A 24,363-nucleotide genomic window follows, 5' to 3' on the forward strand; every position below is an offset into this window, starting at 1 on the left:
CACCGCGCGTACAGCTAAAGATTCTTACGTAACCTTAGCGATCGTGATGACAGTGGTGATGGGCCCGTGATGCCGGAACTCCCCCTCGACCTGGTGCGGACCCTGCTGGCGGTGGTCGACGAGGGCACCTTCGACGCCGCCGCGAGCGCGCTGCACGTGACACCGTCCGCCGTGAGCCAGCGCGTCAAGGCGCTGGAGCAGCGCACCGGGCGGGTCCTGCTGCTGCGGACCAAGCCGGTGCGGCCCACGGAGTCCGGCGAGATCGTCGTGCGGTTCGCCCGTCAGCTGGCCCGGCTGGAGCGCGACACGCGGTCCGAGCTGGGCCTGAGCGGTGCGGGCGAGGCCGCGCGGGTGTCGGTCGCGGTCAACGCGGACTCCCTGGCGACCTGGTTCCTGCCCGCCCTGACCCGGGTCCCGCAGGAGCCGCCGCTCTGCTTCGAGCTGCACCGCGAGGACGAGACGCGGACGGCGGAGCTGCTGCGCGAGGGCGTCGTGATGGCCGCCGTGACCTCCTCCGCCGACCCGGTCGCCGGCTGCTCGGTGCACCCCCTGGGCACGATGCGCTACCTGGCCGCCGCCGAGCCCGCCTTCGCCGCCCGCCACCTCACGGCCCCGCTCCCCCAGTCCCTCGCCACGGCCCCCATGATGACCTTCGACCGCCAGGACAACCTCCAGGACCTCTTCGTACGGCGGCTGCGGCGCGGCCGGGGCGGGGCGGAGGGCATCCGGCACGCCGTGCCCAGCTCGGAGGGGTTCAGCGAGGCGGTGGCCGCCGGACTCGGCTGGGGGCTGATCCCGGAGGCCCACATGGAACCGCTGGTCGCGTCCGGCCGCCTGCTGTCCCTGGCGCCGGACCACCCCATGGACGTCCCGCTGTACTGGCAGCAGTGGAAGCTCGACTCGCCCGCGCTGGCGGCGTTCGCGGCGGCGGTACGGGCGACTGCGGGCGAGAGGCTGCGCTGAGCTGGGCGGGGCGGGGCGCTGAGCTGGACGGGACGCTGAGCTGAGCGAGGCTGGGCTGGGCGGTCGGGGTTCGTCGGCCCTCAGCTCGCGGCGCCCGGCGTCGACCCCGTGAGCCCTGTCAACCCCGTCAGCCGCGCCTGCGCCGAGTCCAGCAGCATCTCCAGGGCCACCGGGTACGCGCTGGTCACCATGCGTGCCGCCAGCAGGGGCGCGGCCTCCGCGATGCGGGGGTGGGTCGTGGCCGGCAGGCGGGCGTAGGTCGACTCCCACTTCGCGTCGTCCGCCCGCTGGGAGGCCCGCGGCAGGGCCAGGGACGCGGCGTCGAGGGCGGCGAAGCCCAGGGTCTGGTCGACGAAGGCGTGGTAGATGCGGACCGTCTCCGCGCGCGGGAAGCCGGCGGTGCGCAGGATGTCCAGGACGGCCTCGTCGGCGGCGAGTTCGTTGGCTCGGCCGGTGACGCGGCTCGCGGTGAGCTGGGCGGCCTGGGGGTGGGCGACGTACGCCTCGTAGATGCGCAGCCCGAGGGTGTGCAGGTCGGCGCGCCACGCGCCGGTGGGGCGCCAGCCGTGCAGGGCCTGGCCGATGAGGGCGTCGCCGATGGCCAGGGTGAGGTCGTCCATGCCCCGGAAGTACCGGTAGAGGGTGCTGGGGTCGCAGTCGAGGGCGAGGCCGAGCCGGCGGGCGGTGAGCCCCGTACTGCCGTGCTCGCGCAGCAGCCGCAGGGCCGCCTCGACGATCAGCCGCTCCGACAGGACGGTGCCGCCGCGCGTGGGCCTGCGACGCCTGCGCTTGCCCTCGGGGACGACGGGTTTGGGCATGACGGCGGCCTCCCTTATGCCAACGCCATTGACCTTACGTCCCCTGGGGGCGTTGTATCCAGGGCACAGCGCGCTTCTCCATCCACTGACATGTCGATTCATCGACAGGAGTCTCATCATGCGTGTACTGCTCGTGGGAGCCGGCGGCGTGGGCACGGCCGTCACCCGGATCGCGGCCCGGCGGCCCTTCTTCGAGGCGATGGTCGTCGCCGACTACGACCCGGCCCGTGCGGCGGCGGCCGTCGCCGCCCTGGACGGCGACAACCGGTTCACGGCCGCCCAGGTCGACGCCTCCGACGAGGCGGCCGTGGGCAAGCTGCTCGCCGAGCACCGCTGCGACGTGCTGCTCAACGCCACCGACCCACGTTTCGTGCTCCCCCTGTTCGCGTCGGCCCGCGCGGCGGGCGCCACCTACGTCGACATGGCGATGTCGCTGTCGCGCCCGCATCCCGAGCGGCCGTACGAGGAGTGCGGGGTGAAGCTGGGCGACGCGCAGTTCGCCCAGGCCCGGGAGTGGGAGGCGGCGGGCGCGCTGGCGCTGGTCGGCATGGGCGTCGAGCCGGGCCTCTCGGACGTGTTCGCCCGGTACGCCGCCGACGAGCTCTTCGACGGGATCGAGGAGATCGGCATCCGCGACGGCGCCAATCTGACCGTCGACGGCCTGGACTTCGCGCCGTCGTTCAACATCTGGACGACGATCGAGGAGTGCCTGAACCCGCCGGTCGTCTACGAGGCGGAGCGCGGCTGGTACACCACCGCCCCCTTCAGCGAGCCCGAGGTGTTCGACTTCCCCGAGGGCATCGGCCCGGTGGAGTGCGTGAACGTCGAGCACGAGGAGGTGCTGCTCGTCCCGCGCTGGGTGGACGCGCGCCGGGTCACCTTCAAGTACGGGCTCGGCCGGGAGTTCGTCGACACCCTGAAGACGCTGCACCGCCTGGAGCTGGACCGGACGGCCCTGGTGACCGTGCCGGGGGCGGCGGGCCCGGTCGCGGTGTCGCCCCGGGACGTCGTCGCCGCCTGTCTGCCGGACCCGGCGTCCCTGGGTGAGCGGATGCGGGGCAAGACGTGCGCGGGCACCTGGGTGCGCGGTGTGAAGGACGGCGCCCCGCGCGAGGTGTACCTGTATCACGTGGTCGACAACGAGTGGTCGATGGCGGAGTACGGCAGCCAGGCGGTCGTCTGGCAGACGGCCGTGAACCCTGTCGTCGCCCTCGAACTCCTCGCCACGGGCGCCTGGTCGGGCACGGGCGTGCTGGGCCCCGAGGCGTTCCCGGCCCGCCCGTACCTCGACCTGCTGAACGCGTACGGCTCCCCCTGGGGGATGAGGGAGCAGTGACCCTAGGGCTTACCGCGCTCCCTAGGGTGTGCGCGTCTCCTAGGGGTGCGCGTTCCCTAAGGGTGCGCCTCTTCTAAGGGTGCGCGTTTCTCAAGGCTTACCCGGTGTGTACAGCCACGCCTTGAACAGCTTGCCGAGGTCCTTCCCGGACAGCCGTTCCGCGAGCCGCTGGAACTGGGCCGTCGTCCCGTGGCCGGCCCGGTGTTCGTCCGCCCACGCGCGCAGGGTGCGGAAGAACACGCGGTCGCCGACGGTCGTGCGCAGCGCGTGCAGGGTCATCGCGCCGCGGTTGTAGACCTGGGTCGCGAAGATGTGGCCGCCGTCGCCCGGGTCGCCCGGCGGCAGTGACCACAGGGCGTCGCTCGCGGGGCGGGCGTAGAGCCCGTCGAAGGCCTTCTGGGCGCTGTTGCCGCCGTGCTGCTCGAAGTAGAGCCAGGTCGCGTAGGTCGCGAACCCCTCGTTGAGCCAGATGTCCTTCCAGCTCGTCAGCGAGACGGAGTCGCCGAACCACTGGTGGGCGTTCTCGTGGACGAGGGTGGACAGGCCGGGCGCGTGGTCGTAGATAGGCCGGCTCTGGGTCTCCAGGGCGTAGCCGACGTCCGGGGCGTGGTCGACGATCGACCCGGCGGCCTTGAAGGGGTAGGGGCCGAAGAGCCCGCTCTCCCACTCCAGGACGTCCGGCAGCTGCTTCAGCACGGGCGCCGCCGCGTTCGCCTCGCGCGGGTCGACGGCGTCGTACACCTTGAGGCCGCCGCGGGTCGTGTACTGGGTGACCTTGAAGGTGCCGACCGTGGCGGTGGCGAGGTAGGCGGCCATGGGTTCGGGCTGGTGCCAGCGGAAGGTGGTGCGGCCTTTGGCGGTGCGCTGGCCGAGGAGGACGCCGTTGGCGACGGCGGTGCTGCCGGCGGGAACTGTCAGGGTGAAGTCGTACGTTGACTTGTCGAGCGGGTGGTTGTTGCTGGGGAACCAGGTCATGGCGCCCTGGGGTTCACCGGCGACGAAGGCGCCGTCGTCGGTGGGGATCCAGCCGTCCGGGGAGCCGTCGGGGTCGGTGACCGGGGCGGGGGTGCCCTGGTAGGTGACGGTGACGCGGTAGGTGCCGCCCCTGCGCAGGAGGCGCTGCGAGGTGACGGTGAGTTCCTGGCCGGCGCGCTGGTAGGCGGCCTTGCGGTGGTCGACGGTGATGGCGGTGACCGTGAGTCCGCTGAGGTCGAGGTTGAAGCGGCGCAGGTCCTGGGTGGGGCGGACGGTGAGGACGGCGGTGGCGTCGAGGTGCCTGCTCGCGATGTCGTAGGCGAGCGTCAGGTCGTAGTGGGCGACGTGGTAGCCGCCGTTGCCGGCCAGCGGGAAGTAGGGGTCGCCGACGCCCGCGGAACCGACCGGTCCGGCCGCCGCGGGGCTCGCCGAGGCGAGCAGCGCGGCCAGGGTGACGGGGACGGCGGCGAGGGTGAGGGGACGTCTGTGGGCCACGAGCGCTCCTCGGGGTGGCGGGGGCCTGAAGGCAAACGATCGTCAGGCTAAGCGCCGGTGACCCGGGATCACCGCCTCATTCAGGTCAAACCATCAGGTGTCGCGGGCCGTTCCCGGCTTAGGGTCGGCCGTATGAGCGTCCGAGTCCGCCGCGTCTACGACTCCCCCGGCCCGGCCGACGGGACCCGTGTCCTCGTCGACCGCCTCTGGCCCCGCGGCCTGTCCAAGGCCGCGGCCCGCGTCGACGAGTGGCCCAAGGCCCTGACCCCGTCCACCGAACTGCGCCGCTGGTACCACGCGGGCGAGGGCTCCTACGAGGAGTTCGCCCGCCGGTACGAGGCGGAGCTGGCGGAGCCGGAGGCGGCGCGACTCCTTGGGCGGATCAGGGAGTTGACCGCCTCCGGGACGGTGACCCTGCTGACGGCGGCGAAGGAGCCGGAGCGGAGTCACGCGGCGGTGCTGCTGGGGGTGTTGGGGGGCTGAGGCGGAGGGGGCAAGGGAAGCCGGGACCGACAACCTGCTCGTATGATCATCGCCCCGCCCGCGAGGCTCACCGCGTCTGCCCCGCCGCCGCCCTCCCCGCCGCTCGCCCCGAGAACAGGCAGCCGCCCAGGAACGTCCCCTCCAGGGCGTTGTAGCCGTGGACCCCGCCCCCGCCGAACCCGGCGACCTCTCCGGCCGCGTACAGCCCCTCGATGGGCTGTCCGTCGGCCCCCAGGGCGCGGGAGTCGAGGTCGGTCTGGATGCCGCCGAGGGTCTTGCGGGTGAGGATGTGCAGCTTGATGCCGATCAGGGGGCCGGCGGCCGGGTCGAGGAGGCGGTGCGGGGTGGCGACGCGGCCGAGGCGGTCGCCGATGAAGCGGCGGGCGTTGCGGATGCCCTGGACCTGGGCGTCCTTGCTGTAGGGGTTGGCGATCTGGAGGTCGCGGGCGCGGATCTGGCGGCGCAGTCCGTCGGCGTCGAGGAGCGGCTTGTCGGTGAGGCCGTTCATCTTCTCGACGAGCCGGTCGAGGGTGTCGGCGGTCACGAAGTCGGCGCCGTGGTCGAGGAAGGCCTGGACCGGCGCGGGGGCGCCCTTGCCGAGCAGCCGGTCACGCAGGACGGCCTTGCGGTCCTTGGCGGTGATGTCGGGGTTCTGCTCGGAACCGGAGAGCGCGAACTCCTTCTCGACGATCTTCTGGGAGAGGACGAACCAGGAGTGGTCGTACTGGGCGATGTCCTCGGTGGTGCGCAGGTGTTTGAGGGTGCCGAGGGTGTCGTAGCCGGGCAGGCAGGGGTCGGGCAGGCGGCGGCCCAGGGCGTCGAACCACATGGACGACGGGCCGGGCAGGATGCGGATGCCGTGCCCCGGCCAGATGGGGTTCCAGTTCTGGATGCCCTCGGTGTAGTGCCACATGCGGTCGCGGTTGACGAGCCGTACGCCGGCCTCGGCGCTGATGTCGAGCATGCGGCCGTCGACGTAGGCGGGGACGCCGGTGACCATCTCGGCGGGCGGGGTGCCCAGGCGCTCGGGCCAGTACCGGCGGACGATGTCGTGGTTGCCGCCGATGCCGCCGGAGGTGACGACCACGGCCTGCGCGGTCAGTTCGAACTCCCCCAGGGCGTCCCGGTTGGAGGTCACCCCGCGCGCGGAGTCGTCGGGCGCGAGGACCGTGCCGCGTACGCCTTTGGCGGCGCCGTCCTCGATGACGAGCGCGTCGACGCGGTGGCGGTGGTGGAAGGTCAGCAGCCCGTCCTTGGCGGCCTGTCTGGCGTACCGCACGAAGGGTTCGACGACGCCGGTGCCGGTGCCCCAGGCGACGTGGAAGCGGGGTACGGAGTTGCCGTGCCCGTCGGCGCGCAGGGCGCCGCGCTCGGCCCAGCCGACGGTCGGCAGGAAGGTGATGCCGTGCCCCTCCAGCCAGGTGCGCTTCTCCCCGGCCGCCCATTCGACGTAGGCGCGCGCCCAGCGCACCGCCCAGGAGTCCTCGTCGTCGGTGCGGTCGAAGCCGGCGCTGCCCTGCCAGTCGTTCCAGGCGAGGTCGAGGGAGTCCTTGACGCCGAGGCGGCGCTGTTCGGGCGAGTCGACGAGGAAGAGCCCGCCGAAGGACCAGAAGGCCTGGCCGCCGAGGTTGGCGGCGTTCTCCTGGTCGACGAGGGCGACCCGGCGGCCCCTGCTGGTCAGTTCGTGCGCGGCGACCAGTCCCGCGAGGCCTGCTCCGACGACGATGACGTCCGCGTCCATGGGGGTTCCTTCCCGTACGGGGTGTCGCTGCCGTCCGTCAGCAGCGCGGTAAGCAGTTGTCCGAGCCAGGCGCGGGCGCGCTCGACGTCCTTGTCCAGCAGGAGTTGGGTGGTGACGCCGTCGTAGGCGGCGATCACGGCGTGCGCGGCGTCCTGGGCGCCGCCCAGGGCGGGCGGCAGGGGGGTGCCGGTGAGCCGGTCGGTGACGGCCGCCCTGAGCCGGGCACGGTGGGCGAGGAGGCTCTGGGCGACCTCGGGGCGGCGGGCGGCGTGCACCAGGAAGTCGGTCTTCACGAGCAGCCAGTCCAGGTCGAGGAGGAGGACTTCGGTGACGCGGTCGACGGCGGCCGGTACGTCGAGCCCGGGGCCGTCCTGGGCGAGCGCGCCGGCGACCTGGTCGGCGATGAGGTCGGCGCGCTGCCGGTAGAGCGCGAAGAACAGCTCGTCCAGGCTGGCGAAGTTGGAGTAGAAGGCGCCCCGGCTGTATCCGGCGGCCTCGCAGACCTCCTCGATGGAGACCCGCCCGAAGCCCTTGGCGGCGAAGACGGTGAACGCGGCGTCCAGGAGGCCGGCGCGGGTGCGGGCGCGGCGCCGGGTGACACGGGGCGCGGTCGTGCCGTCGGCCATGGGGAACCTCCTTTCGATACACGAACGTATCGGATACGCCGATGCATCGAAAGGCCGAAGGCGGCCCGGCGTCCAGGAAGGCGGCCCGGCATTTAATTTCGAACACATTTTCGACAGGCGCGCTACGCTGGCCGTATGCCCCACCTCCAGTCCTCCCTCTTCGACCAGACCGACGACCTCCGCCTGAGCCCCCTCACCGCCGTCCGCCGCACCCTCCTCGGCGCGGGCGCCTGGATCGACGTCCTCCCGGGCTGGCTGACCGGTTCGGACGCGCTGTACGAGGAGCTGGCGGCCCGCGTCCCTTGGCACGCCGAGCGCCGGACGATGTACGACACGGTCGTGGACGTACCGCGCCTGCTGGCGTTCTACGGGGCGGGGCGGCCGTTGCCGCACCCGGTGCTGGCGCAGGCGCGGGAGGCGCTGTCGGCGCACTACGCGCGCGAGTCGGGCGAGCCGTTCGTGACGGCGGGGCTGTGCCACTACCGGGACGGGCGCGACAGCGTGGCCTGGCACGGGGACCGGGCCGGGCGGGGCGCGCGGGAGGACACGATGGTGGCGATCCTGTCCGTGGGCTCGCCCCGGGATCTGCTGCTGCGTCCGCTGGGCGGCGGGGAGAGCGTGCGCAGGCCGCTGGGGCACGGGGACCTGATCGTGATGGGCGGGTCCTGCCAGCGGACGTGGGAGCACTGCGTGCCGAAGAGCGCGCGGGCGGCGGGGCCGCGGATCAGTGTGCAGTTCAGACCGCGCGGGGTGCGGTGAGGGCGGCGGCGGGCTTTTCCGGAACGGGCAAGCGGCGGGGGCGGCTTCGGCGCCGGGCTGATCATCTGCTTTGCTGTGCGTTGACCGGCAGGGCACCTTCCCCCCACAGGACCAGGCAATGGCAGACGTACAGCAAGTCGCCGACGGCATCCACCTCGTGCACGGCTCCAACACCAACTGGGTCATCCTCACCGAGGGCGACGCCGTGACGCTGATCGACACCGGGTACCCGGGCGACCGGCAGAACCTCCTCGACTCCCTCGCGGCGGTGGGCAGTTCGCCGGAGGCGGTCGCCGCGATCCTCATCACCCACGCGCACGTGGACCACCTCGGCAGCGCCGAGTACCTCCAGAGCACGTACGGCACGCCGGTCTACCTCCACGAGGCCGAAGTCCCGCACGCGCGCCGGGACTTCCTGCACCAGGTGGCCATCAGGACGATCGTGCTGAACGGCTGGCGGCCCGGCGTGCTGCCGTGGGCCGTGCACGCGATCCGCTCCGGCGGCAAGGAGCACGTCCCGGTCACCCGTCCCGAGGCGTTCCCGACGGCCGGCGCGCTGGACCTGCCGGGCCGCCCGGTGCCGGTGCACACCCCGGGCCACACCCTCGGGCACAGCGCCTATCACCTCCCGGCGGCCGGGGTGGCGATCACCGGTGACGCCCTGGTGAGCGGTCACCCGACGTCCCGGGTCAAGGGGCCGCAGCTGCTGCCCGACATGTTCCACCACGAGCGCCCGCGCGCGGTGGAGTCCCTGTCCCTGCTGGAGAAGCTGGACGCCGACGTCGTCCTGCCGGGGCACGGGCCGCTGCACCGGGGGTCCGTCGGCGATGCCGCGCGCAGGGCCCGGGAGCTGGCCGTTTAAAGTCGTGCCATGGCCATGCAGATAAGCGCCACGACTCCGGAACACCCGGCCCTCCTCCTGGAGCTGCCGTGGGACGTCCCCCTGGAGGAGTGGCCCGAGGACGTCCTCGTCCCGCTGCCGCGCGGTATCTCGCGGCACGTGGTGCGCTACGCGCGCGCGGGCGACGAGGTCATCGCCGTCAAGGAGCTGGCCGAGCGGCCCGCGCTGCGCGAGTACGAGCTGCTGCGCGACCTGGACCGGCTCGGCATCCCGGCGGTCGACCCGCTGGCCGTCGTGACGGGCCGTACGGACGCGGCGGGCGGGCCCCTGGAGTCGGTGCTGGTGACCCGGCACCTCGGCGGCTCGCAGCCGTACCGCTCGATGTTCGAGACGACGATGCGGCCCGCGACGATGCACCGGCTGATGGACGCCCTGGCGGTGCTCCTGGTGCGGCTGCACCTGGCCGGGTTCGCCTGGGGCGACTGCTCGCTGTCCAACACCCTGTTCCGGCGCGACGCGGGCGCCTACGCGGCGTACCTGGTGGACGCCGAGACGGGCGATCTGCATCCGCAGCTGAGCACCGGGCAGCGGGAGTACGACCTGGACCTCGCGCGCGTCAACATCAGCGGTGAGCTGCTGGACCTGGAGGCGTCGGGGGCGCTGCACCCGTCGGTGGACCCGGTCGAGTTCGGCATGGAGATCTGCGCCCGCTACGCCTCCCTGTGGGAGGAGCTGACGCGGACCTCGGTGTACCCGGCGGGCAAGTACCACTACATCGAGCGCCGTATCCGCCGCCTGAACGAACTGGGCTTCGACGTCGCGGAGATGCAGATCGAGCACTCCTCCAACGGCGACACGGTGACGTTCGTGCCGAAGGTCGTCGACGCCGGCCACCACCAGCGCCAGCTGCTGCGGCTGACCGGTCTGGACACGGAGGAGAACCAGGCCAGGCGGCTGCTGAGCGACCTGGAGTCGTGGATGGCTACCCAGGACGACTACGCGCCCGGCGATCCCCTGGCGGCCCGTCCTGAGGTCCTGGCGCACCGGTGGGTGCGGGACGTGTTCCGGCCGACCGTGCGGGCGGTGCCGCTGGAGCTGCGCGGCCAGATGGACTCGGCGGAGATCTACCACGAGCTGCTGGAACACCGCTGGTACCTGTCGGAGCGGGCGCAGCACGACATCGGGCTCGACACGGCCGTCAAGGACTATCTCGTGAACGTCCTGCCCAAGGCGCGCGCGACGCTGGCGCCGACCGTCGCGGAGGAGTAGGTCAGGTGTGGGGCACCACCGCCACCGGGCAGGGCGCGTGGTGCAGCACCCCGTGCGCGACGGACCCGATGCGCGCGCCCACGGCCGTACGCCGGCCCCGGCGTCCCACGACGACCAGCTGGGCGTCGGCGGCGGCCTCCAGGAGCACCTGTCCGGCGCTGCCCATCTCGACGTGCTCGACGACCGGCACGTCCGGGTACCGCTCCCGCCAGGGCCGCAGGGCGTCGGTGAGGGCCTGCTGCTCGTACGGCTCGGGCCCGCCGGCGTCGTCGAGCAGCCGCAGTGAGCCGGGGCTGTAGACGAAGACCGGGGGCAGCGTCCAGGCGCGCACGGCACGGACGGCGGCCCCGCGCGCGTGGGCGGTGGCGAACGCGAACTCCAGGGCGGCAGCGCTGTCCTCGGGGGCGCCCTCCTGGCCGACGACGACGTCCCGCGCGGCGGCTTCGGCGGCGGCCTTGTCGTCGGCGCGGACCAGGACGACGGGCCCTAGGGCGTGGGCGATGACCTGCTGGCCGACGGAGCCCAGGAGGAAGCCGACGAGGGCGCCGTGGCCCCGGGAGCCGAGGACGAGGTAGCCGGCGCCGACCAGGGCGTCGACGGGCGGTGCCTCGACGGTGTCGGCGGTGACCGTGAGGCCCGGGTGGCGGGCGGCGGTCTCGCGGGCGGCCTGGGTGACGGCGTCGCGCACCCAGCGTTCCTGGGTCGCCCGGTCGGGCGCGTCCGGGTGGTGCTGCCAGGCCTGGACGATCCGCAGGGCGCGGCCCTGGCGCACGGCTTCCCTGGCCGCCCAGGCCAGTGCCGCGCGGCTCTCGCCGGTGCCGTCGAAACCTGCCGTGAGGGCGGCCGTCGCAGGGGCCGCCAGGGGCGCCGTCATGGGGCCGTCTCCCTCGGTCGTGGCCCGCGGGGTCCGCGAGGCCGAGCACTTCTGCCGGGACGACCCTACGATGGCCGGTGTCGACGAGGGCCGCACGCCCTGGACCTGACCGCTCGGGGTGGGAGAGCCATGACACAGGCCGCCGAAACAGCGCGGACCGTCATCCTGACCGTGGACGACGACCCGGGGGTCTCCCGCGCCGTCGCCCGGGATCTGCGCCGGCGCTACGGCGGCGCGCACCGCATCGTGCGCGCCGAGTCCGGCGAGTCGGCCCTGGAGGCGCTGCGGGAGCTGAAGCTGCGCGGCGACCTGGTGGCGGTGATCCTCGCGGACTACCGGATGCCGCAGATGAACGGCATCGAGTTCCTGGAGCAGGCCCTGGACGTGTACCCGGGGGCGCGGCGGGTGCTGCTGACGGCGTACGCGGACACGAACGCGGCGATCGACGCGATCAATGTGGTCGATCTGGACCACTACCTGCTCAAGCCCTGGGACCCGCCGGAGGAGAAGCTCTACCCGGTCCTGGACGACCTCCTGGAGGCCTGGAAGCGCAGCGACCACCGGGTGGTGCCGACCACGAAGGTGGTGGGGCACCGCTGGTCGGCGCGGTCCTCGGAGGTGCGCGAGTTCCTGGCCCGCAACCAGGTGCCCTACCGGTGGTACTCCTCGGACGAGCCGGAGGGCCGGCGGCTGCTGGCGGCGGCGGGCGCGGACGGGCTGCGGCTGCCCCTCGTGATCACGACGGAGGGCGCGCCCCTGGTGGAGCCGGAGGTGCCGGAGCTGGCCGCGCGGGTGGGGCTCGCGACGACTCCGGCGGCCGACTTCTACGACCTGGTGGTCGTCGGCGGCGGTCCCGCGGGGCTCGGCGCGGCCGTGTACGGGGCGTCGGAGGGGCTGCGGACGGTCCTGGTGGAGCGGTCGGCGACGGGCGGGCAGGCCGGGCAGAGCTCCCGGATCGAGAACTACCTGGGCTTCCCCGACGGGGTGTCCGGGGGCCAGCTGACGGAGCGGGCGCGGCGGCAGGCGGCGAAGTTCGGGGCGGAGATCCTGACCGCGCGGGAGGTGACCGGTCTGGAGGTGAGCGGCTCCGCGCGGGTGGTGCGCTTCTCTGACGGGTCGTCGGTCGCCGCGCACAGCGTGATCCTGGCGACCGGGGTGTCCTACCGGCAGCTCCAGGCGCCGGGGACGCAGGCGCTGACCGGGTGCGGGGTGTTCTACGGGTCGGCTCTGACGGAGGCGCCAGCCTGCCAGGGGCACGACGTCTACATCGTGGGCGGCGCGAACTCGGCCGGGCAGGCGGCGATGTACCTCGCGCGGGGCGCGAAGTCGGTGACGCTGCTGGTGCGCGGGCCGGATCTGTCGGCGTCGATGTCGCACTACCTGATCCAGCAGATCGAGGAGGCGCCGAACATCTCCGTGCGCGCGGGGACGGTCGTCGACGCCGCTCACGGGGAGCACCACCTGGAGCGGCTGACGCTGCGGGACGTGGCCGGCGGGGAGTGCGAACAGGTCGACGCGCAGTGGCTGTTCGTGTTCATCGGGGCCGCGCCGCTGACGGACTGGCTGGACGGGACGGTGCTGCGCGACGAGCGGGGCTTCATCCTGGCCGGGCCCGACCTCACGCCGGACGGGCGGCCCCCGGCGGACTGGGAGCTGGACCGGCCGCCGTACCACCTGGAGACCAACGTCCCGGGCGTGTTCGTCGCGGGGGACGCCCGCGCGGAGTCCGCGAAGCGGGTCGCGTCCGCCGTCGGAGAGGGAGCCATGGCCGTGATGCTCGTCCACCGGTACCTGGAGCAGTCATGAGCGGTGTCGTCCTGCCCTGCGACCCGGCTGAGGTCGGCTCGCTGTTCCTGTTCGAGAAGCTGACCCCGGAGCAGCTGGGGCGGCTGTGCGCCGCGGGGCGCGTCGAGAAGTTCGGGCCGGGCCCGGTCTACGCCGAGGGCGATCCGGCGACCTGCTTCTACGTGCTGTTCGACGGCACCGTGGTGCTCTCGCGGCGGGTCGGCGCGGACGACGTGGAGGTGTCGCGGACCTCGCAGCGCGGGGTGTACTGCGGGGCGATGCAGGCGTACCTGGGCGAGCGGGTGCCGCAGGTGTACACCAACTCGATGCGGGTGAGCGAGCCGACCCGGTTCTTCGTCCTGCCGGCGGACGCGTTCGCCGCCGCGATCCAGGACTGGTTCCCAATGGCCGTGCATCTGCTGGAGGGGCTGTTCTACGGCTCGAAGAACGCGCAGCGCACCATCGGCCAGCGTGAGCGGCTGCTGGCGCTGGGCTCGCTGTCGGCGGGGCTCACGCACGAGCTGAACAACCCGGCCGCCGCCGCTGTGCGGGCCACGGCGTCGCTGCGGGAGCGGGTGGCGAAGATGCGGCACAAGCTGGCCGTCATCGCCTCCGGCCCGTACGACCGGGAGGCGCTCACGCGGCTGATCGACATCCAGGAGCGCACGGCCGAACGGGTCGGCAAGGCGCCCGCGCTGAGCCCGCTGGAGGCGGCCGACCGCGAGGACGTGATCGCCGACTGGCTGGACGAGCGGGGGATGGCCGAGGGCTGGCGGCTCGCGCCCGTCTTCGTGCAGGCCGGGCTGGACGTGGACTGGCTGGAGCAGGTCGCGGCGGCGGTGGGCGAGGACATCCTGCCGGGGGCGGTGGGCTGGCTCAACTACACGGTCGAGACAGAGCTGTTGATGTCGGAGATCGAGGACTCCACCACCCGCGTCTCCCAGCTCGTCGACGCCGCGAAGCAGTACTCCCAGCTGGACCGGGCCCCCTACCGCCCGGCCGACGTCCATGAACTTCTCGATAGCACCCTCCTGATGCTCTCCGGGAAAATCGGCCCGGACATCGCTGTCGTCAAGGAATACGACCGGACACTCCCGGAAGTTCCCGCGTATCCGGCCGAACTCAACCAGGTGTGGACGAACCTCATCGACAACGCCGTCCACGCGATGGAGGGCGAGGGCACGCTGACCGTGCGCACGGCCCGGGCAGGCGACCGGCTGCTGGTCGAGTTCAAGGACACCGGGCCCGGCGTCCCGGAGGAGATCCGCGACCGGATCTTCGACCCCTTCTTCACCACCAAGCCGGTCGGCGAGGGCACCGGGCTCGGCCTGGACATCTCCTGGCGGATCGTCGTGAACAAGCACCACGGCGCGCTGCACGTGGAGTCCGTCCCGGGTGACACCCGCTTCCAGGTACTGCTGCCGCTGACCGCCCCCACCCCGGAGGACACCCCATGACCGACCTCCCAGGACTCGACCCGGCGGCCAGGCCCAGCGGCCCCGGCTGCGCCGACTGCGACGCGGCGGGCGGCTGGTGGTTCCATCTGCGCCGCTGCGCCCAGTGCGGGCACGTGGGCTGCTGCGACTCCTCCCCCGGCCAGCACGCCACCGCCCACTTCAAGGCGACAGGCCATCCCCTGGTGCGCAGTTACGAGCCCGGCGAGGGCTGGTTCTGGGACTACGCGCACGACGAGCTGTACGAGAGCGGCCCCGATCTGGCGCCGCCGGCGAACCACCCCGAGGGCCAGCCGGTACCGGGCCCCGAAGGGCGCGTTCCGGACGACTGGGCGCGCTCCTTGCACACCTGAGCGCCGGTCACCGGTTTTCCCTGTTCCCGTCGCGATACTGAGGCAAATCGACCACGCACGGTGATCAATTGATCACCTGTGACGAATGGAGATGATTTGCCTCGCGTGAAGATGTCCCCTTGGGTACGTCTGCTCGGCGGCGCGGCGGGAACGCTCTCCCTGTCGCTGCTCGCCGCCCCCGCCCAGGCCATGGCTCCCGAAAAGGCGGCACCCCCGGACATGACCGGGCTGCGCAGCGTCATGCGCACCGCCCAACAGCAGGGCGCGCCCGGGGTGCTGGCCCGGATCGACGACCAGGGGAAGGTTCGCGAAGCGGTCACCGGGGTCGCCGACCGCTCCACGAACCGGGCGATGAGCACGGCCGACCGGTTCCGCATCGGCAGCGTCACCAAGGTGTTCTCGGCGGTCGTCCTGCTGCAACTGGCGGACGAGAAGAAGCTGTCGCTCGACGCCCCCGTCAACCGCTACCTCCCGGGACTGCTGCCGGACGACCGGATCACCGTCCGCCATGTGCTCAGCCACCGCAGCGGCCTGTACGACTACAGCAACGACATGTTCGCGCAGTCGGTGTCCGGCTTCGAGGCCGTGCGCACCAAGGTCTTCACCTACCGTCAGCTCGTCGCGCTCTCCCTGAAGCACGCGCGCACCACGCGGCCGGGCGGGCCCTACACCTACTCGAACACCAACTTCGTGGTCGCCGGGATGCTCATCGAGAAGCTGACCGGGCATCCGGTGGCGACCGGGTACCAGAAGCGGATCATCACCCCGCTGAAGCTCACCGACACCTCCTACGTCCACCCCTCCACCGCCCTCCCGGGCCGCTACGCGCGCGGGTACCTCACTCCCGACCAGGCGGGCGCGCCCCTGGTCGACGCGACCCGGCAGACCGTGTCCTGGGCGCAGAGCGCGGGCGCGGTCATCTCCAGCGCGCGGGACCTCGACACGTTCCTGTCCGCGCTGATGCGCGGGCGCCTGATGTCGGCGGCCGGACTGAAGCAGATGCAGAGCTGGGTGCCGGCCGGGAGCGCGCAGGCGTACGGGCTGGGGCTGCGGCGGCGCGACCTGTCGTGCGGGGTGTCGGTGTACGGGCACACGGGCGCCGTGCAGGGCTACTACAGCTACGCGTTCACCACGAAGGACGGCGGACGCAGTTTCGCCGCGCTCGCGAACGTCTCCAACAGCGGGAAGGTGCACAACACCATGCTGCGGACGCTGGAGTCGGTGTTCTGCGGGAAGGGGGCGGGGTCGCGGGTGGCGCCGGCGCCGGTGTACGAGCGGCACGACGACCTGGCGGCGGGGGTGGTGCTGGACTGAGGGGGCGTCCGGCGTGTGCCCGAAGAAGGCTGGGCGTACAAGCCGATGATCCTTCTTCACCGGACCGGGAACCGTCACGCTGCGTCACCCGTTCTCCGCGTAAGGCCCTTCGGGGCGGTGCGGCGGACAGCGAGGCGGCAGGATGAGCGAGTTGGTTCCCGGAGGCAATGTGCCTCTCCCGGGCGGTGCGGTGACCGTCCGGGTGTCCGGCCCGTTCGACGTGAGCGCGTTGATCACGGACGACGGGGGAAAGGTCCGGGGCGACGCCGACTTCGTGTTCTTCAACCAGCCGACGGCTCCCGGCGCCCGGCTCAGCGGTGACACGCTGACGCTGGACCCGGCGGGCCTGCGCGGCGGGGCGACGCGGGTCACGCTGGTCGTCAGCCCCGCCGACCCCGGCACCCCCCTCGCCCGGCTGCCCGCGCCGGCCCTCCAGGTCACCGACCCGCGCGGCCGGACCGTCGCCCGCTTCACTCCCCCGCCGGTCCGCCAGGAGACGGTCCTGCTGCTCGCCGAGGTCTACCGCAGGGCGGGCGCCTGGAAACTGCGCGCGATCGGACAGGGGTACGCGGACGGGCTGGCGGGCCTGGCAAGGGACTTCGGGGTGGACGTGGCGGACGAGGGGGCAGCCCCTCACCCGGCCTCGCATCCGGCACAGGGGCCGGCCTCACCCCGGCCGACCACATCCACACCGACCGGTCCCGCCCGCCAGACGCCAGCGCCGGCTCCGGCAAGGCCCGCTCCCCGGCCCCCCGTCACCGCCTGGCACACTCCCCCCGGCCTCACCCCCTCACCCGACGCCACCCCCGACCCCGAGGGCCTCCTCGCCCTCCTCAACCCCGCCCGCGCCCGCGCCGGTTCACCGCCCGTCACACTGGACGCCCGCCTCGGCCGGGCCGCCCGGCAGCACGCCTCGGCCATGGCGGGCGCCGGCCGGCTCGGCATCGAGGGGCAGGACGGCCGCTCGGTGTTCCAGCGGGTCACGGACGCGGGGTACCAGTACCTGACCGTCGGCGAACAGGTCGTCTCCGGCCCCCGCACCCCCGCCGACTTCGTGCGCTACTGCATGGAGACGGAGGAGACCCGCCGTACGCTCCAGGACCCGGCGTTCACGCATGTCGCGGTGGAGCGGGAACAGGGGCGCTCGGGGGACGTGTTCTGGACGGCGATATGGGCGGCGCCGCTCACCCCGGCGGGGCTCGCGCGGGCGGAGGCCGAGGTGCTGGACCTCACCAACCGGGAGCGGGCGCGGGCCGGTCTCGCCCCGCTGGCGCCGGACGGTCCGCTGGCGCGGGCGGCGCGGGCGCACTGCGCGGACATGGTGACCCGGTGCTTCTACTCCCACACCGACCCCGAGGGCGGCCAGCCCTGGGACCGCGCGGCGGCCGCGGGGTCCGCGCGGCGGACGATCGGGGAGAACATAGCCTGCGGCCAGCGCTCCCCCGCCGAGGTCGTCGAGGGCTGGATGAACAGCCCCGGGCACCGCGCCAACATCCTCAAGCCGGATTTCACGCACTTGGGGGTCGGCTTCGCGGGCGGCGGCCCCAGCGGGACGTACTGGACCCAGCTGTTCGGCGCCTGAGCCGTTCGAACGCGTCGAACGCAGACATGACAGACTCCCGCCGGAACTTCCGCTTCCTTTGAACGCACCGATCCCTGTGCGCCGTACCTGTGGGAAAGGCCAGTCCGGGGGTTCAGCGAGGGATGACCATGGTCAAGGCGCACGGCTCCACACACGAGTTGATCGCCGGCAGATATCGGCTCCTCGACGTCGTCCACAGGGAGCCCAACCGCGTCAGCTGGTACGGAAGTTACGACGGCACGGGGGACGGGGAGGAGCGGCCGTGCCTGGTCACCCGGATCGGGCTGCCGCAGGGCACCTCCCTGGAGGACGCCCGGCAGGCGGCGCGCGGGGTGCTGCGGATGGCGCAGACGATGGTGCGGCTGTGCCCGGGGCGGATCGCGGCGGTCCAGGACGCGGTCGTGGAGGACGGCTCGCTGTGGACCGTCACCGAGTGGATCGACGGGCTGCCGCTCGGGCAGCTCATCGAGCAGCAGGGCTCGTTCCACCCCGCGCGGGCCGCCGCGATCGGCCTGGAGGTGCTCGACGTCCTGGAGGCGGCGCACGGCGAGGGCATCACGCACGGCGAGCTGAGCCCCGGGCAGATCTTCGTGCGCGACCAGGGCCCTGTCGTCCTCACCGGCTTCGGGCTCGTCGGCGCGACGCTCTCGCCCCGGGTCGCGGCCCCGGCGTACGCCTCGCCCGAGCAGGCCCGCGACGAGCGGATCGGCCCGGCGGCCGACCTGTGGGCGCTCGGCGCGATCCTGTACACGCTCCTGGAGGGCCGCCCGCCGTTCCGCGACCGCGACCGGCCCGACGCGACCCTGCGGAGCGTGGACCGGCTCCCCCTGCGCACCCCGCTGCGCGCGGGCCCGCTCGCCTCGACCGTGCAGGGCCTGCTGCGCAAGGACTCCCGCGAGCGGCTGACGCGTACGGTCGTCCGGCAGGCGCTGACGCAGACGCTGGACGAGAACCCGCATCTGTCGCCCGCGCCCCGGCTGCGGCGGGCGTACGCCGCGCTGAACGCGCCCCGGTGGCGGGGGCGGGCGATGGCGGCGGGGACTGCGCTCGCGGTCGTCACCGTCGCGGTGGCCGCGCTCGCCGCGACCCAGCAGGTGCCCGGGGACGACGCGAGCAGTGACGCCCAGGCCCGGCCGACCGCCCCGGTGACGCCGTCGACGGCCCCTGCCGAGGAGGCGGGCAGCCCCGCGCCCACGCCGTCCGCGTCACCGTCGGCCAAGCCGTCGCCGACTCCTTCCCCCTCCCCCTCCGCCGAGTTCACCGTCTTCCGCGCGGCCGAGGGCTTCTCGGTGGCCCTGCCGAAGGGCTGGGGGCGGGTGGAGACCAAGCGGCAGGGGGAGCTGGCGTACCGGGTCACGTTCGGGGCGAAGGGCGATCCCCGGACGCTCGCCGTCACCTACAGCGAGCGGGTCGGCCCGGACCCGGTGGCGGTGTGGCGCGACGACGTCGAGCCGGGTCTTGAGGAGCTGAGCGGGTTCCGGCGGCTCGGGGAGATCCGGGCGACGACGTACCAGGGTTTCAAGGCGGCCGACATGGAGTGGGTGGCCGACGACGGGCACGGGACGTCGGTGCGCACCTTCGGGCGTGGTTTCCTGATCGGGGACCACACCAGCTTCTCGCTGCGCTGGTCGACCCCGGCCGCCGACTATGAAAAGTCGGACAATCTCAAAGCGCTCCGGACCTTTTTCGAAACGTTCAAGCCCAGTGCGCAGTGAGTGGCAAAGCATCATCAACGGGTCGATATAGGCTGCCGGTCTGCATGTTCGTATGGCGAGCTGTTCTACAGGAGAGTCTTCCGTGACCCTAGCGATCGACCCGTCCGAGATGTCCGCCGAGCCGGCCGAGGGCACCTGGTCGCCCGTGTCCGAGCCCGTCGCGCGCGACGCCCGGGAGTTCGGGGTGTACGCGCGGACCGGTGGGTGGGCCTTCGGGCTGAAGGTGGCGCGCAGTGTGCGGCCGGGCGGCCAGAGCGCGGCCGAGACGGAGAAGGTGTCCGCGAAGGAGTTCGCGGAGCTGGCCGGCTGTTCTCCCGAGCGCGTGATGCGGTACTACAAGGCGTGGGACAAGGCGGCCGACGACGGTCTCGTCCCGCACTTCGAGGAGCTGGCGCCCGGCCAGGACGTCGAACTCCCGGACGCCGACGTGTGGTTGACGTACTACGTGTCCCGCTCCAGCGCGACCTCCGAGCGCGGGACCGCGATCAGCGAGGCGGCCGAGGCGGAGGGCATCCGGCCGACGAAGGCGCTGGAGGTGGCCGAGAACCCGACGGCGCTGCGGGCCGCGATCCTCGCCGACCCCTCGACGGCCCGCGCGGCGCGCGCGGCGCTGCTCGACCGGATCAAGGAGGACCCGACGCTCCAGGCCGAGCTGGCCCGGGACGTCGTGCGCACCGACGATCTCAAGAAGGCCGTGGCGACCGAGAGCCGTTCGGCGGACCGGATCGGGTACGTCCGGCAGATCGCCGAGTCGGGGCAGGTGAAGACGCCGGCCGGGCAGACCATCGACGCGCCCGTGGCGCTGCGCGAGGAGGCCGAGCGGCATCTGTCGCTGATCGACGAGCTGGACGACGGCGAGGACGCCGGCGAGTGGGCGAGCGAGGCCTACGACACGATGAAGAACCTCGTCGTGGAGACCGTCGAGGCCGACCCCGAACTGCGGGTCCAGGAGCGGCGGACCAAGTTCTACAGCAGCCTCCAGCGCGCCACGAAGGTCTTCGAGGAGCTGACCTTCGACGACGCGCAGGACTTCTACGAGGACGACATGGTCAAGCAGCTGGAGGAGTTGCAGGAGGCGATCGGGAGCTGCATCACCTCTCTGCGCAAGGCGCGCGGCGCCGAGTAGCCGAACGGTGAGTCCGGGGGCCGCAGTCGGACTTGCGGCCCCCGAGTCATCGCTACCAGCGGCCCTCGACCTGCTCCTTGATCCGCCGGTCGTACAGCTCGCGGATCGCCGTCAGCGTCTCCCCGGGCAGTTCGGGCAGGTCCGCCGCGCTCGCGTTGGCGCGGGCCTGCCCGGGGGTGCGGGCGCCGGGGATGACGGTGGTGACGCCGGGCTGGTCGATGATCCAGCGCAGGGCGAGCTGGGCCGGGGTCCAGCCCTCGGGGGCGAGCGCGGCGAACTCGACGGCGGCCTCGACGCCGGTCGCGTAGTCGACGCCGGAGAAGGTCTCGCCCTGGTCGAAGGACTCGCCGTGCCGGTTGTAGGTGCGGTGGTCGTTCTCCGGGAACACCGTGTCCTTGGTGTACTTGCCGGACAGCAGGCCGGAGGCGAGCGGTACGCGCGCGATGATGCCGACGCCGGCCTTCTCGGCGGCCGGGAGGACCTCGGCGAGGGGCTTGAGGCGGAACGGGTTGAGGATGATCTGGACGCTGGCGACACCGGGGCGGGCGATCGCGGTGAGCGCCTCGGCGCAGGTCTCGACGCTCACGCCGTAGTGCGCGATGCGCTCCTCCGCGACCAGGGTGTCGAGGGCGTCGAACACCTCGTCGGAGGAGTAGACGGGGGTGGGCGGGCAGTGCAGCTGGACCAGGTCGAGCCGGTCGACCCCCAGGTTGCGGCGCGAACGGTCGTTCCACGCGCGGAAGTTGTCCAGGACGTAGTTCTGCGGGATCTGCTCGACGCGGCGGCCCATCTTGGTCGCGACGAAGACGTCCAGTTCCGGGCGGGAGCGCAGGAACGCGGCGATGGTCTGCTCGCTGCGGCCGTCGCCGTAGACGTCGGCGGTGTCGAAGAACGTCACCCCCGACTCGACGGCGGCGGCGAGGACCGCCTGGGCCTCCTTGTCGTCCACGTCGCCCCAGTCGGCCCCCAGCTGCCAGGTGCCGAGGCCCACCACGGAAGCGTGCAGACCGGCCCTGACGAATTCGCGCTCGTTCATGTGTGCAGTGTGTCATCCGGGACTGACAACGCGGAACCGAGGCCGGAGGGGGTGGCGGGGCCGGTGCGCCTGTCACTCACACGAGTGATCTATTGCGACAAGTGGCCGAAAACCCTTGATCGTCGCTTAGCTTGATCATGTGAATGATCATCCGAACGCCGGCCTCCCCCGCCGAGGCTTCCTCCGCACCGCCGCCGCCCTCGCCGCCGCCGTCCCCGTCCTGATAGCCGCGGACCCGGCGGTCGCCGCCGAGCAACTCCCGGACTTCCCCGCGGACATCGCCCTCTACCGCACCGCGTACCGCAACTGGGACGGCACGATCACCGCGCACGGCCTGTGGGCGTGCGCGCCGAAGACAGCCGGGCAGGCGCTGGACGCCGTCAACTGGGCCTGGCGGCAGGGCTGGACGGCCCGCGCGCGGGGCTCCTCGCACGGCTGGTCCCCGCTGACGCTGGCCGAGGACACGAAGGCGGACGCGCGAGTCCTCCTCGTCGACACGTCGACACACCTCACGGACGTCTCCCTCGACTCCCCGACGGCCGTACGCGCGGGCGCGGGTGTGCACATGGAGACCCTGCTGGGCTTCCTGGAGGGCCACGGCCTGGGCATGACCGCCGTGCCCGCGCCGGGGGACCTGACGCTGGGCGGGGCGCTGGCGATCGACGGGCACGGGACGGCCGTGCCGGCGGCCGGGGAGAGCCGGCTCCCGGGGCAGACGTACGGGTCGCTGAGCAACCGGGTGCTGTCGCTGACGGCGGTCGTGTGGGACGGGGAGGCCTACGCGCTGCGGACGTTCACCCGGGACGAGCCCGAGTGCGCGGCGCTGCTCACGCACCTGGGGCGGGCGCTGGTCACCGAGGTGGTGCTCAGAGTCGGCGCGGACAGCAATCTGCGGTGCCTGAGCCGGCTGGACATCCCCGCCAAGGAGTTGTTCGGCAGCAAGGGGCGCACGCTCGCGAGTTTCGTGGAGTCCGCCGGGCGGGTGGAGGCGATCTGGTTCCCGTTCACCGAGTTCCCGTGGCTGAAGGTGTGGAGCGTCGCGCCGACGAAGCCGCTGGCCTCGCGGCGCGTGACGGCGCCGTACAACTACCCCTTCTCGGACAGTCTGCCGACGGTCGTGGCGGATATCGTGGGGCGGATCTTCGCCAAGGGGGCCTGGTATCTGGCGCCGGCGTTCGGCAATGCCCAACTCGACGTCATCAGGCTGGGGTTGGCGGCGACGTTCTCGGCCGATCTGTGGGGGCCGTCCAAGAACACGCTGCTGTACATCCGGCCGACGACCCTGCGGGTGCACGCCAACGGGTACGCGGTGCTGACCTCGCGGGACCAAGTGCAGCAGGTCGTCAGTGAGTTCGCGGACTTCTACCGCGCGCAGCTGAAGGCGTACGCCGCGCGCGGGCGGTTCCCCATCAACGGTGCCGTGGAGATCCGGGTGACCGGGCTCGACGACCCCGCCGACGCCGAACTCCCCGGCGCGCGGCCCCCGTTGCTGTCGGCGCTGCGCCCGGTGCCGGAGCGGCCCGAGTGGGACACGGCCGTCTGGCTGGACATCCTGACCCTGCCGGGGACGCCCCACGCGGAGGAGTTCTACCGGGAGTTGGAGCAGTTCCTGATCTCCGCGTACGACGGGACGCGCGCGCTCGCGCGGGTGGAGTGGTCGAAGGGGTGGGCCTATACGGACGACGCCGCGTGGAGCGACGCGGAAGTACTCGGGGAGACGGTGCCGAAGTCGTTCGGGCCGGCCTGGGAGGAGGCCGTACGGGAGCTGCGGCAACTCGATCCGCACGGGGTGTTCAGGGCGCCGCTGCACGACAAGCTGTTCCCTTAGGGCGCCTCTGAAGGACCGGGACATCCAGAGGTCAGCCCTGACGGCTCCGGGGTCAGCTGGAGGTCTGCCCTAGGGCAGCCCCGGGGTCAGCTGGGCGAGCCCCCCGGGTGTCCGGAGGGATCAGCTGGGCGAGCCGCTTCCCCCGGGCGTCGGAGCCCTCAGCTGGGCGAGCGGCTCCCCCGAGCGTCGGAGGCGTCAGCCGGGCGAGCCGCTCCCCCCGGACCCCGGAGGCGTCAAGTGTGCCTGGACCGTCGGCCCGTACCGCTCCTCGATCTCCTCCGCCGGGGCCGCGCGCAGATCGGTGCCGCGCGCTATGCCGATCATGACGCCGAGGCCTAGGAGGGTGGCCAGGGCGAGTTCGGCACGCAGGCCGGCGTCGGGGCCGGGCAGGCGGGCGGCGAGGCGGTCGGTGACCTGGGCGCGGAAGCCGGCGCGGACGGTGTCGCCGTGCTCGCCGTGCAGCGGCGCGAACGCGATCCGCAGCAACGGGTCGGCGCCGCGCACCCGTTGGCCCTCGACGACATGGCGGACCATGTGCCGGCCCAGCTCCTCCAGCGGGGCGTCGAGGAGGGCTTCCGCGTCGGCGTCGAAGGACATCACCCGCGTGAACAGGGCCTCCTTGTTGCCGAAGTACTTCAGCACCAACGGCGCACTCACCCCCGCCCCTTCGGCGACCGCCTTGAGGGTGATGTCGGCGCGGGGCTGCCGGGCGAGGAGATGCCGGGCGGCGCGGAGGATGGCGGCCTTGGTGGCCTCGGCGTCGCGGCGGACGGGCGCTTCTTTGCTGGCGGCCTCTGCCGCACCGCCGGAGGGACCGCCGCTCGGGACCCCGTCACCGCCCGAGATCCCGCCCCCCGGGACCCCGGCACCATCCGAGAACCCGCCCCCCGGGACCCCGGCACCGTCCAAATCTCCACCGCCCGATACCTCGCCGCCCGGAGTCCCGCCGCCGCCGGAACCCCCGCCCCCCGGGCCCCCGTCACCGCCCGA

The 24,363-nt window shown here is 72.9% G+C and carries 21 protein-coding genes; 14 read left to right on the top strand and 7 right to left on the bottom strand.

Annotated elements, in window-relative coordinates; all coding sequences use genetic code 11:
* The first annotated feature begins 69 nt into the window (after positions 1-69).
* Positions 70-963, top strand: a complete 894-nt coding sequence (locus tag ACYUD3_RS19855) for a LysR family transcriptional regulator ArgP (RefSeq protein WP_470971675.1) — start codon at positions 70-72, stop codon at positions 961-963.
* Between the two features lie 80 nt (positions 964-1,043).
* Here the strand turns inward: ACYUD3_RS19855 and ACYUD3_RS19860 are convergent, their stop codons facing one another.
* A complete protein-coding gene (locus tag ACYUD3_RS19860; protein WP_470971676.1) occupies positions 1,044-1,781 on the bottom strand; it encodes a TetR/AcrR family transcriptional regulator in 738 nt (245 codons plus the stop codon).
* Positions 1,782-1,899: 118 nt separating this feature from the next.
* Between ACYUD3_RS19860 and ACYUD3_RS19865 the strand changes: the two genes are divergently transcribed.
* Positions 1,900-3,117, top strand: a complete 1,218-nt coding sequence (locus ACYUD3_RS19865; protein ID WP_470971678.1) for a saccharopine dehydrogenase family protein — start codon at positions 1,900-1,902, stop codon at positions 3,115-3,117.
* 90 nt (positions 3,118-3,207) lie between these two features.
* Here the strand turns inward: ACYUD3_RS19865 and ACYUD3_RS19870 are convergent, their stop codons facing one another.
* Complete coding sequence (locus ACYUD3_RS19870; RefSeq protein WP_470971679.1) at positions 3,208-4,587, bottom strand: M1 family metallopeptidase; 1,380 nt, start codon at positions 4,585-4,587, stop codon at positions 3,208-3,210.
* A 132-nt stretch (positions 4,588-4,719) separates the two neighbouring features.
* Between ACYUD3_RS19870 and ACYUD3_RS19875 the strand changes: the two genes are divergently transcribed.
* Positions 4,720-5,070, top strand: coding sequence for a DUF488 domain-containing protein (locus tag ACYUD3_RS19875; RefSeq protein WP_470971681.1), 351 nt, complete (start codon positions 4,720-4,722; stop codon positions 5,068-5,070).
* 67 nt (positions 5,071-5,137) lie between these two features.
* Here ACYUD3_RS19875 and ACYUD3_RS19880 read toward each other — a convergent pair whose 3' ends face one another.
* Both ACYUD3_RS19880 and ACYUD3_RS19885 read right to left on the bottom strand, forming a co-directional pair.
* Positions 5,138-6,811 carry an FAD-binding dehydrogenase gene (locus tag ACYUD3_RS19880; protein ID WP_470971682.1) on the bottom strand — a complete coding sequence of 558 codons (1,674 nt, stop codon included), beginning with the start codon at positions 6,809-6,811 and terminating at the stop codon, positions 5,138-5,140.
* The gene (locus ACYUD3_RS19885; RefSeq protein WP_470971684.1) at positions 6,748-7,437 is read right to left on the bottom strand and encodes a TetR/AcrR family transcriptional regulator; all 690 of its coding nucleotides are present in this window, start codon (positions 7,435-7,437) and stop codon (positions 6,748-6,750) included. The genes ACYUD3_RS19880 and ACYUD3_RS19885 overlap by 64 nt, the downstream gene beginning before the upstream one ends.
* A 135-nt stretch (positions 7,438-7,572) precedes the next feature.
* Between ACYUD3_RS19885 and ACYUD3_RS19890 the strand changes: the two genes are divergently transcribed.
* The 3 genes from ACYUD3_RS19890 (at position 7,573) to ACYUD3_RS19900 (ending at position 10,306) form a co-directional block, all read left to right on the top strand.
* A complete protein-coding gene (locus ACYUD3_RS19890; RefSeq protein WP_470971685.1) occupies positions 7,573-8,196 on the top strand; it encodes an alpha-ketoglutarate-dependent dioxygenase AlkB in 624 nt (207 codons plus the stop codon).
* A 118-nt stretch (positions 8,197-8,314) separates the two neighbouring features.
* Complete coding sequence (locus ACYUD3_RS19895) at positions 8,315-9,058, top strand: MBL fold metallo-hydrolase (protein WP_470971686.1); 744 nt, start codon at positions 8,315-8,317, stop codon at positions 9,056-9,058.
* Between the two features lie 9 nt (positions 9,059-9,067).
* Positions 9,068-10,306, top strand: coding sequence for a DUF4032 domain-containing protein (locus ACYUD3_RS19900; protein WP_470971688.1), 1,239 nt, complete (start codon positions 9,068-9,070; stop codon positions 10,304-10,306).
* A 1-nt stretch (position 10,307) separates the two neighbouring features.
* On the opposite strand, the gene ACYUD3_RS19905 is transcribed toward ACYUD3_RS19900, so the two are convergent.
* Positions 10,308-11,180, bottom strand: a complete 873-nt coding sequence (locus ACYUD3_RS19905) for a universal stress protein (protein ID WP_470971689.1) — start codon at positions 11,178-11,180, stop codon at positions 10,308-10,310.
* 129 nt (positions 11,181-11,309) lie between these two features.
* On the opposite strand from ACYUD3_RS19905, the gene ACYUD3_RS19910 reads away from it, so the two are divergent.
* From ACYUD3_RS19910 to ACYUD3_RS19940, 7 genes are all read left to right on the top strand, one after another.
* Positions 11,310-12,986 carry an NAD(P)/FAD-dependent oxidoreductase gene (locus ACYUD3_RS19910; RefSeq protein ID WP_470971690.1) on the top strand — a complete coding sequence of 559 codons (1,677 nt, stop codon included), beginning with the start codon at positions 11,310-11,312 and terminating at the stop codon, positions 12,984-12,986.
* Positions 12,983-14,422 carry an ATP-binding protein gene (locus tag ACYUD3_RS19915; protein ID WP_470971692.1) on the top strand — a complete coding sequence of 480 codons (1,440 nt, stop codon included), beginning with the start codon at positions 12,983-12,985 and terminating at the stop codon, positions 14,420-14,422. The genes ACYUD3_RS19910 and ACYUD3_RS19915 overlap by 4 nt, the downstream gene beginning before the upstream one ends.
* Positions 14,419-14,772, top strand: coding sequence for a UBP-type zinc finger domain-containing protein (locus ACYUD3_RS19920; RefSeq protein ID WP_470971694.1), 354 nt, complete (start codon positions 14,419-14,421; stop codon positions 14,770-14,772). The genes ACYUD3_RS19915 and ACYUD3_RS19920 overlap by 4 nt, the downstream gene beginning before the upstream one ends.
* Before the next feature lie 111 nt (positions 14,773-14,883).
* Complete coding sequence (locus ACYUD3_RS19925) at positions 14,884-16,086, top strand: serine hydrolase domain-containing protein (RefSeq protein ID WP_470971970.1); 1,203 nt, start codon at positions 14,884-14,886, stop codon at positions 16,084-16,086.
* Between the two features lie 142 nt (positions 16,087-16,228).
* Entirely contained in the window at positions 16,229-17,668 is a 1,440-nt protein-coding gene (locus ACYUD3_RS19930) for a CAP domain-containing protein (RefSeq protein ID WP_470971695.1), read from the top strand.
* Positions 17,669-17,790: 122 nt separating this feature from the next.
* Positions 17,791-19,383, top strand: a complete 1,593-nt coding sequence (locus tag ACYUD3_RS19935) for a serine/threonine protein kinase (protein WP_470971697.1) — start codon at positions 17,791-17,793, stop codon at positions 19,381-19,383.
* Positions 19,384-19,465: 82 nt separating this feature from the next.
* Positions 19,466-20,509 carry a hypothetical protein gene (locus tag ACYUD3_RS19940; protein ID WP_470971699.1) on the top strand — a complete coding sequence of 348 codons (1,044 nt, stop codon included), beginning with the start codon at positions 19,466-19,468 and terminating at the stop codon, positions 20,507-20,509.
* Between the two features lie 52 nt (positions 20,510-20,561).
* On the opposite strand, the gene ACYUD3_RS19945 is transcribed toward ACYUD3_RS19940, so the two are convergent.
* Positions 20,562-21,545, bottom strand: a complete 984-nt coding sequence (locus ACYUD3_RS19945; RefSeq protein WP_470971700.1) for an aldo/keto reductase — start codon at positions 21,543-21,545, stop codon at positions 20,562-20,564.
* 139 nt (positions 21,546-21,684) lie between these two features.
* Between ACYUD3_RS19945 and ACYUD3_RS19950 the strand changes: the two genes are divergently transcribed.
* Positions 21,685-23,373 carry a cholesterol oxidase substrate-binding domain-containing protein gene (locus ACYUD3_RS19950; protein WP_470971702.1) on the top strand — a complete coding sequence of 563 codons (1,689 nt, stop codon included), beginning with the start codon at positions 21,685-21,687 and terminating at the stop codon, positions 23,371-23,373.
* A 195-nt stretch (positions 23,374-23,568) separates the two neighbouring features.
* On the opposite strand, the gene ACYUD3_RS19955 is transcribed toward ACYUD3_RS19950, so the two are convergent.
* Complete coding sequence (locus ACYUD3_RS19955) at positions 23,569-24,282, bottom strand: TetR/AcrR family transcriptional regulator (protein WP_470971703.1); 714 nt, start codon at positions 24,280-24,282, stop codon at positions 23,569-23,571.
* Positions 24,283-24,363: the final 81 nt, after the last annotated feature.

Source organism: Streptomyces sp. AMJ-169, assembly GCF_055597585.1.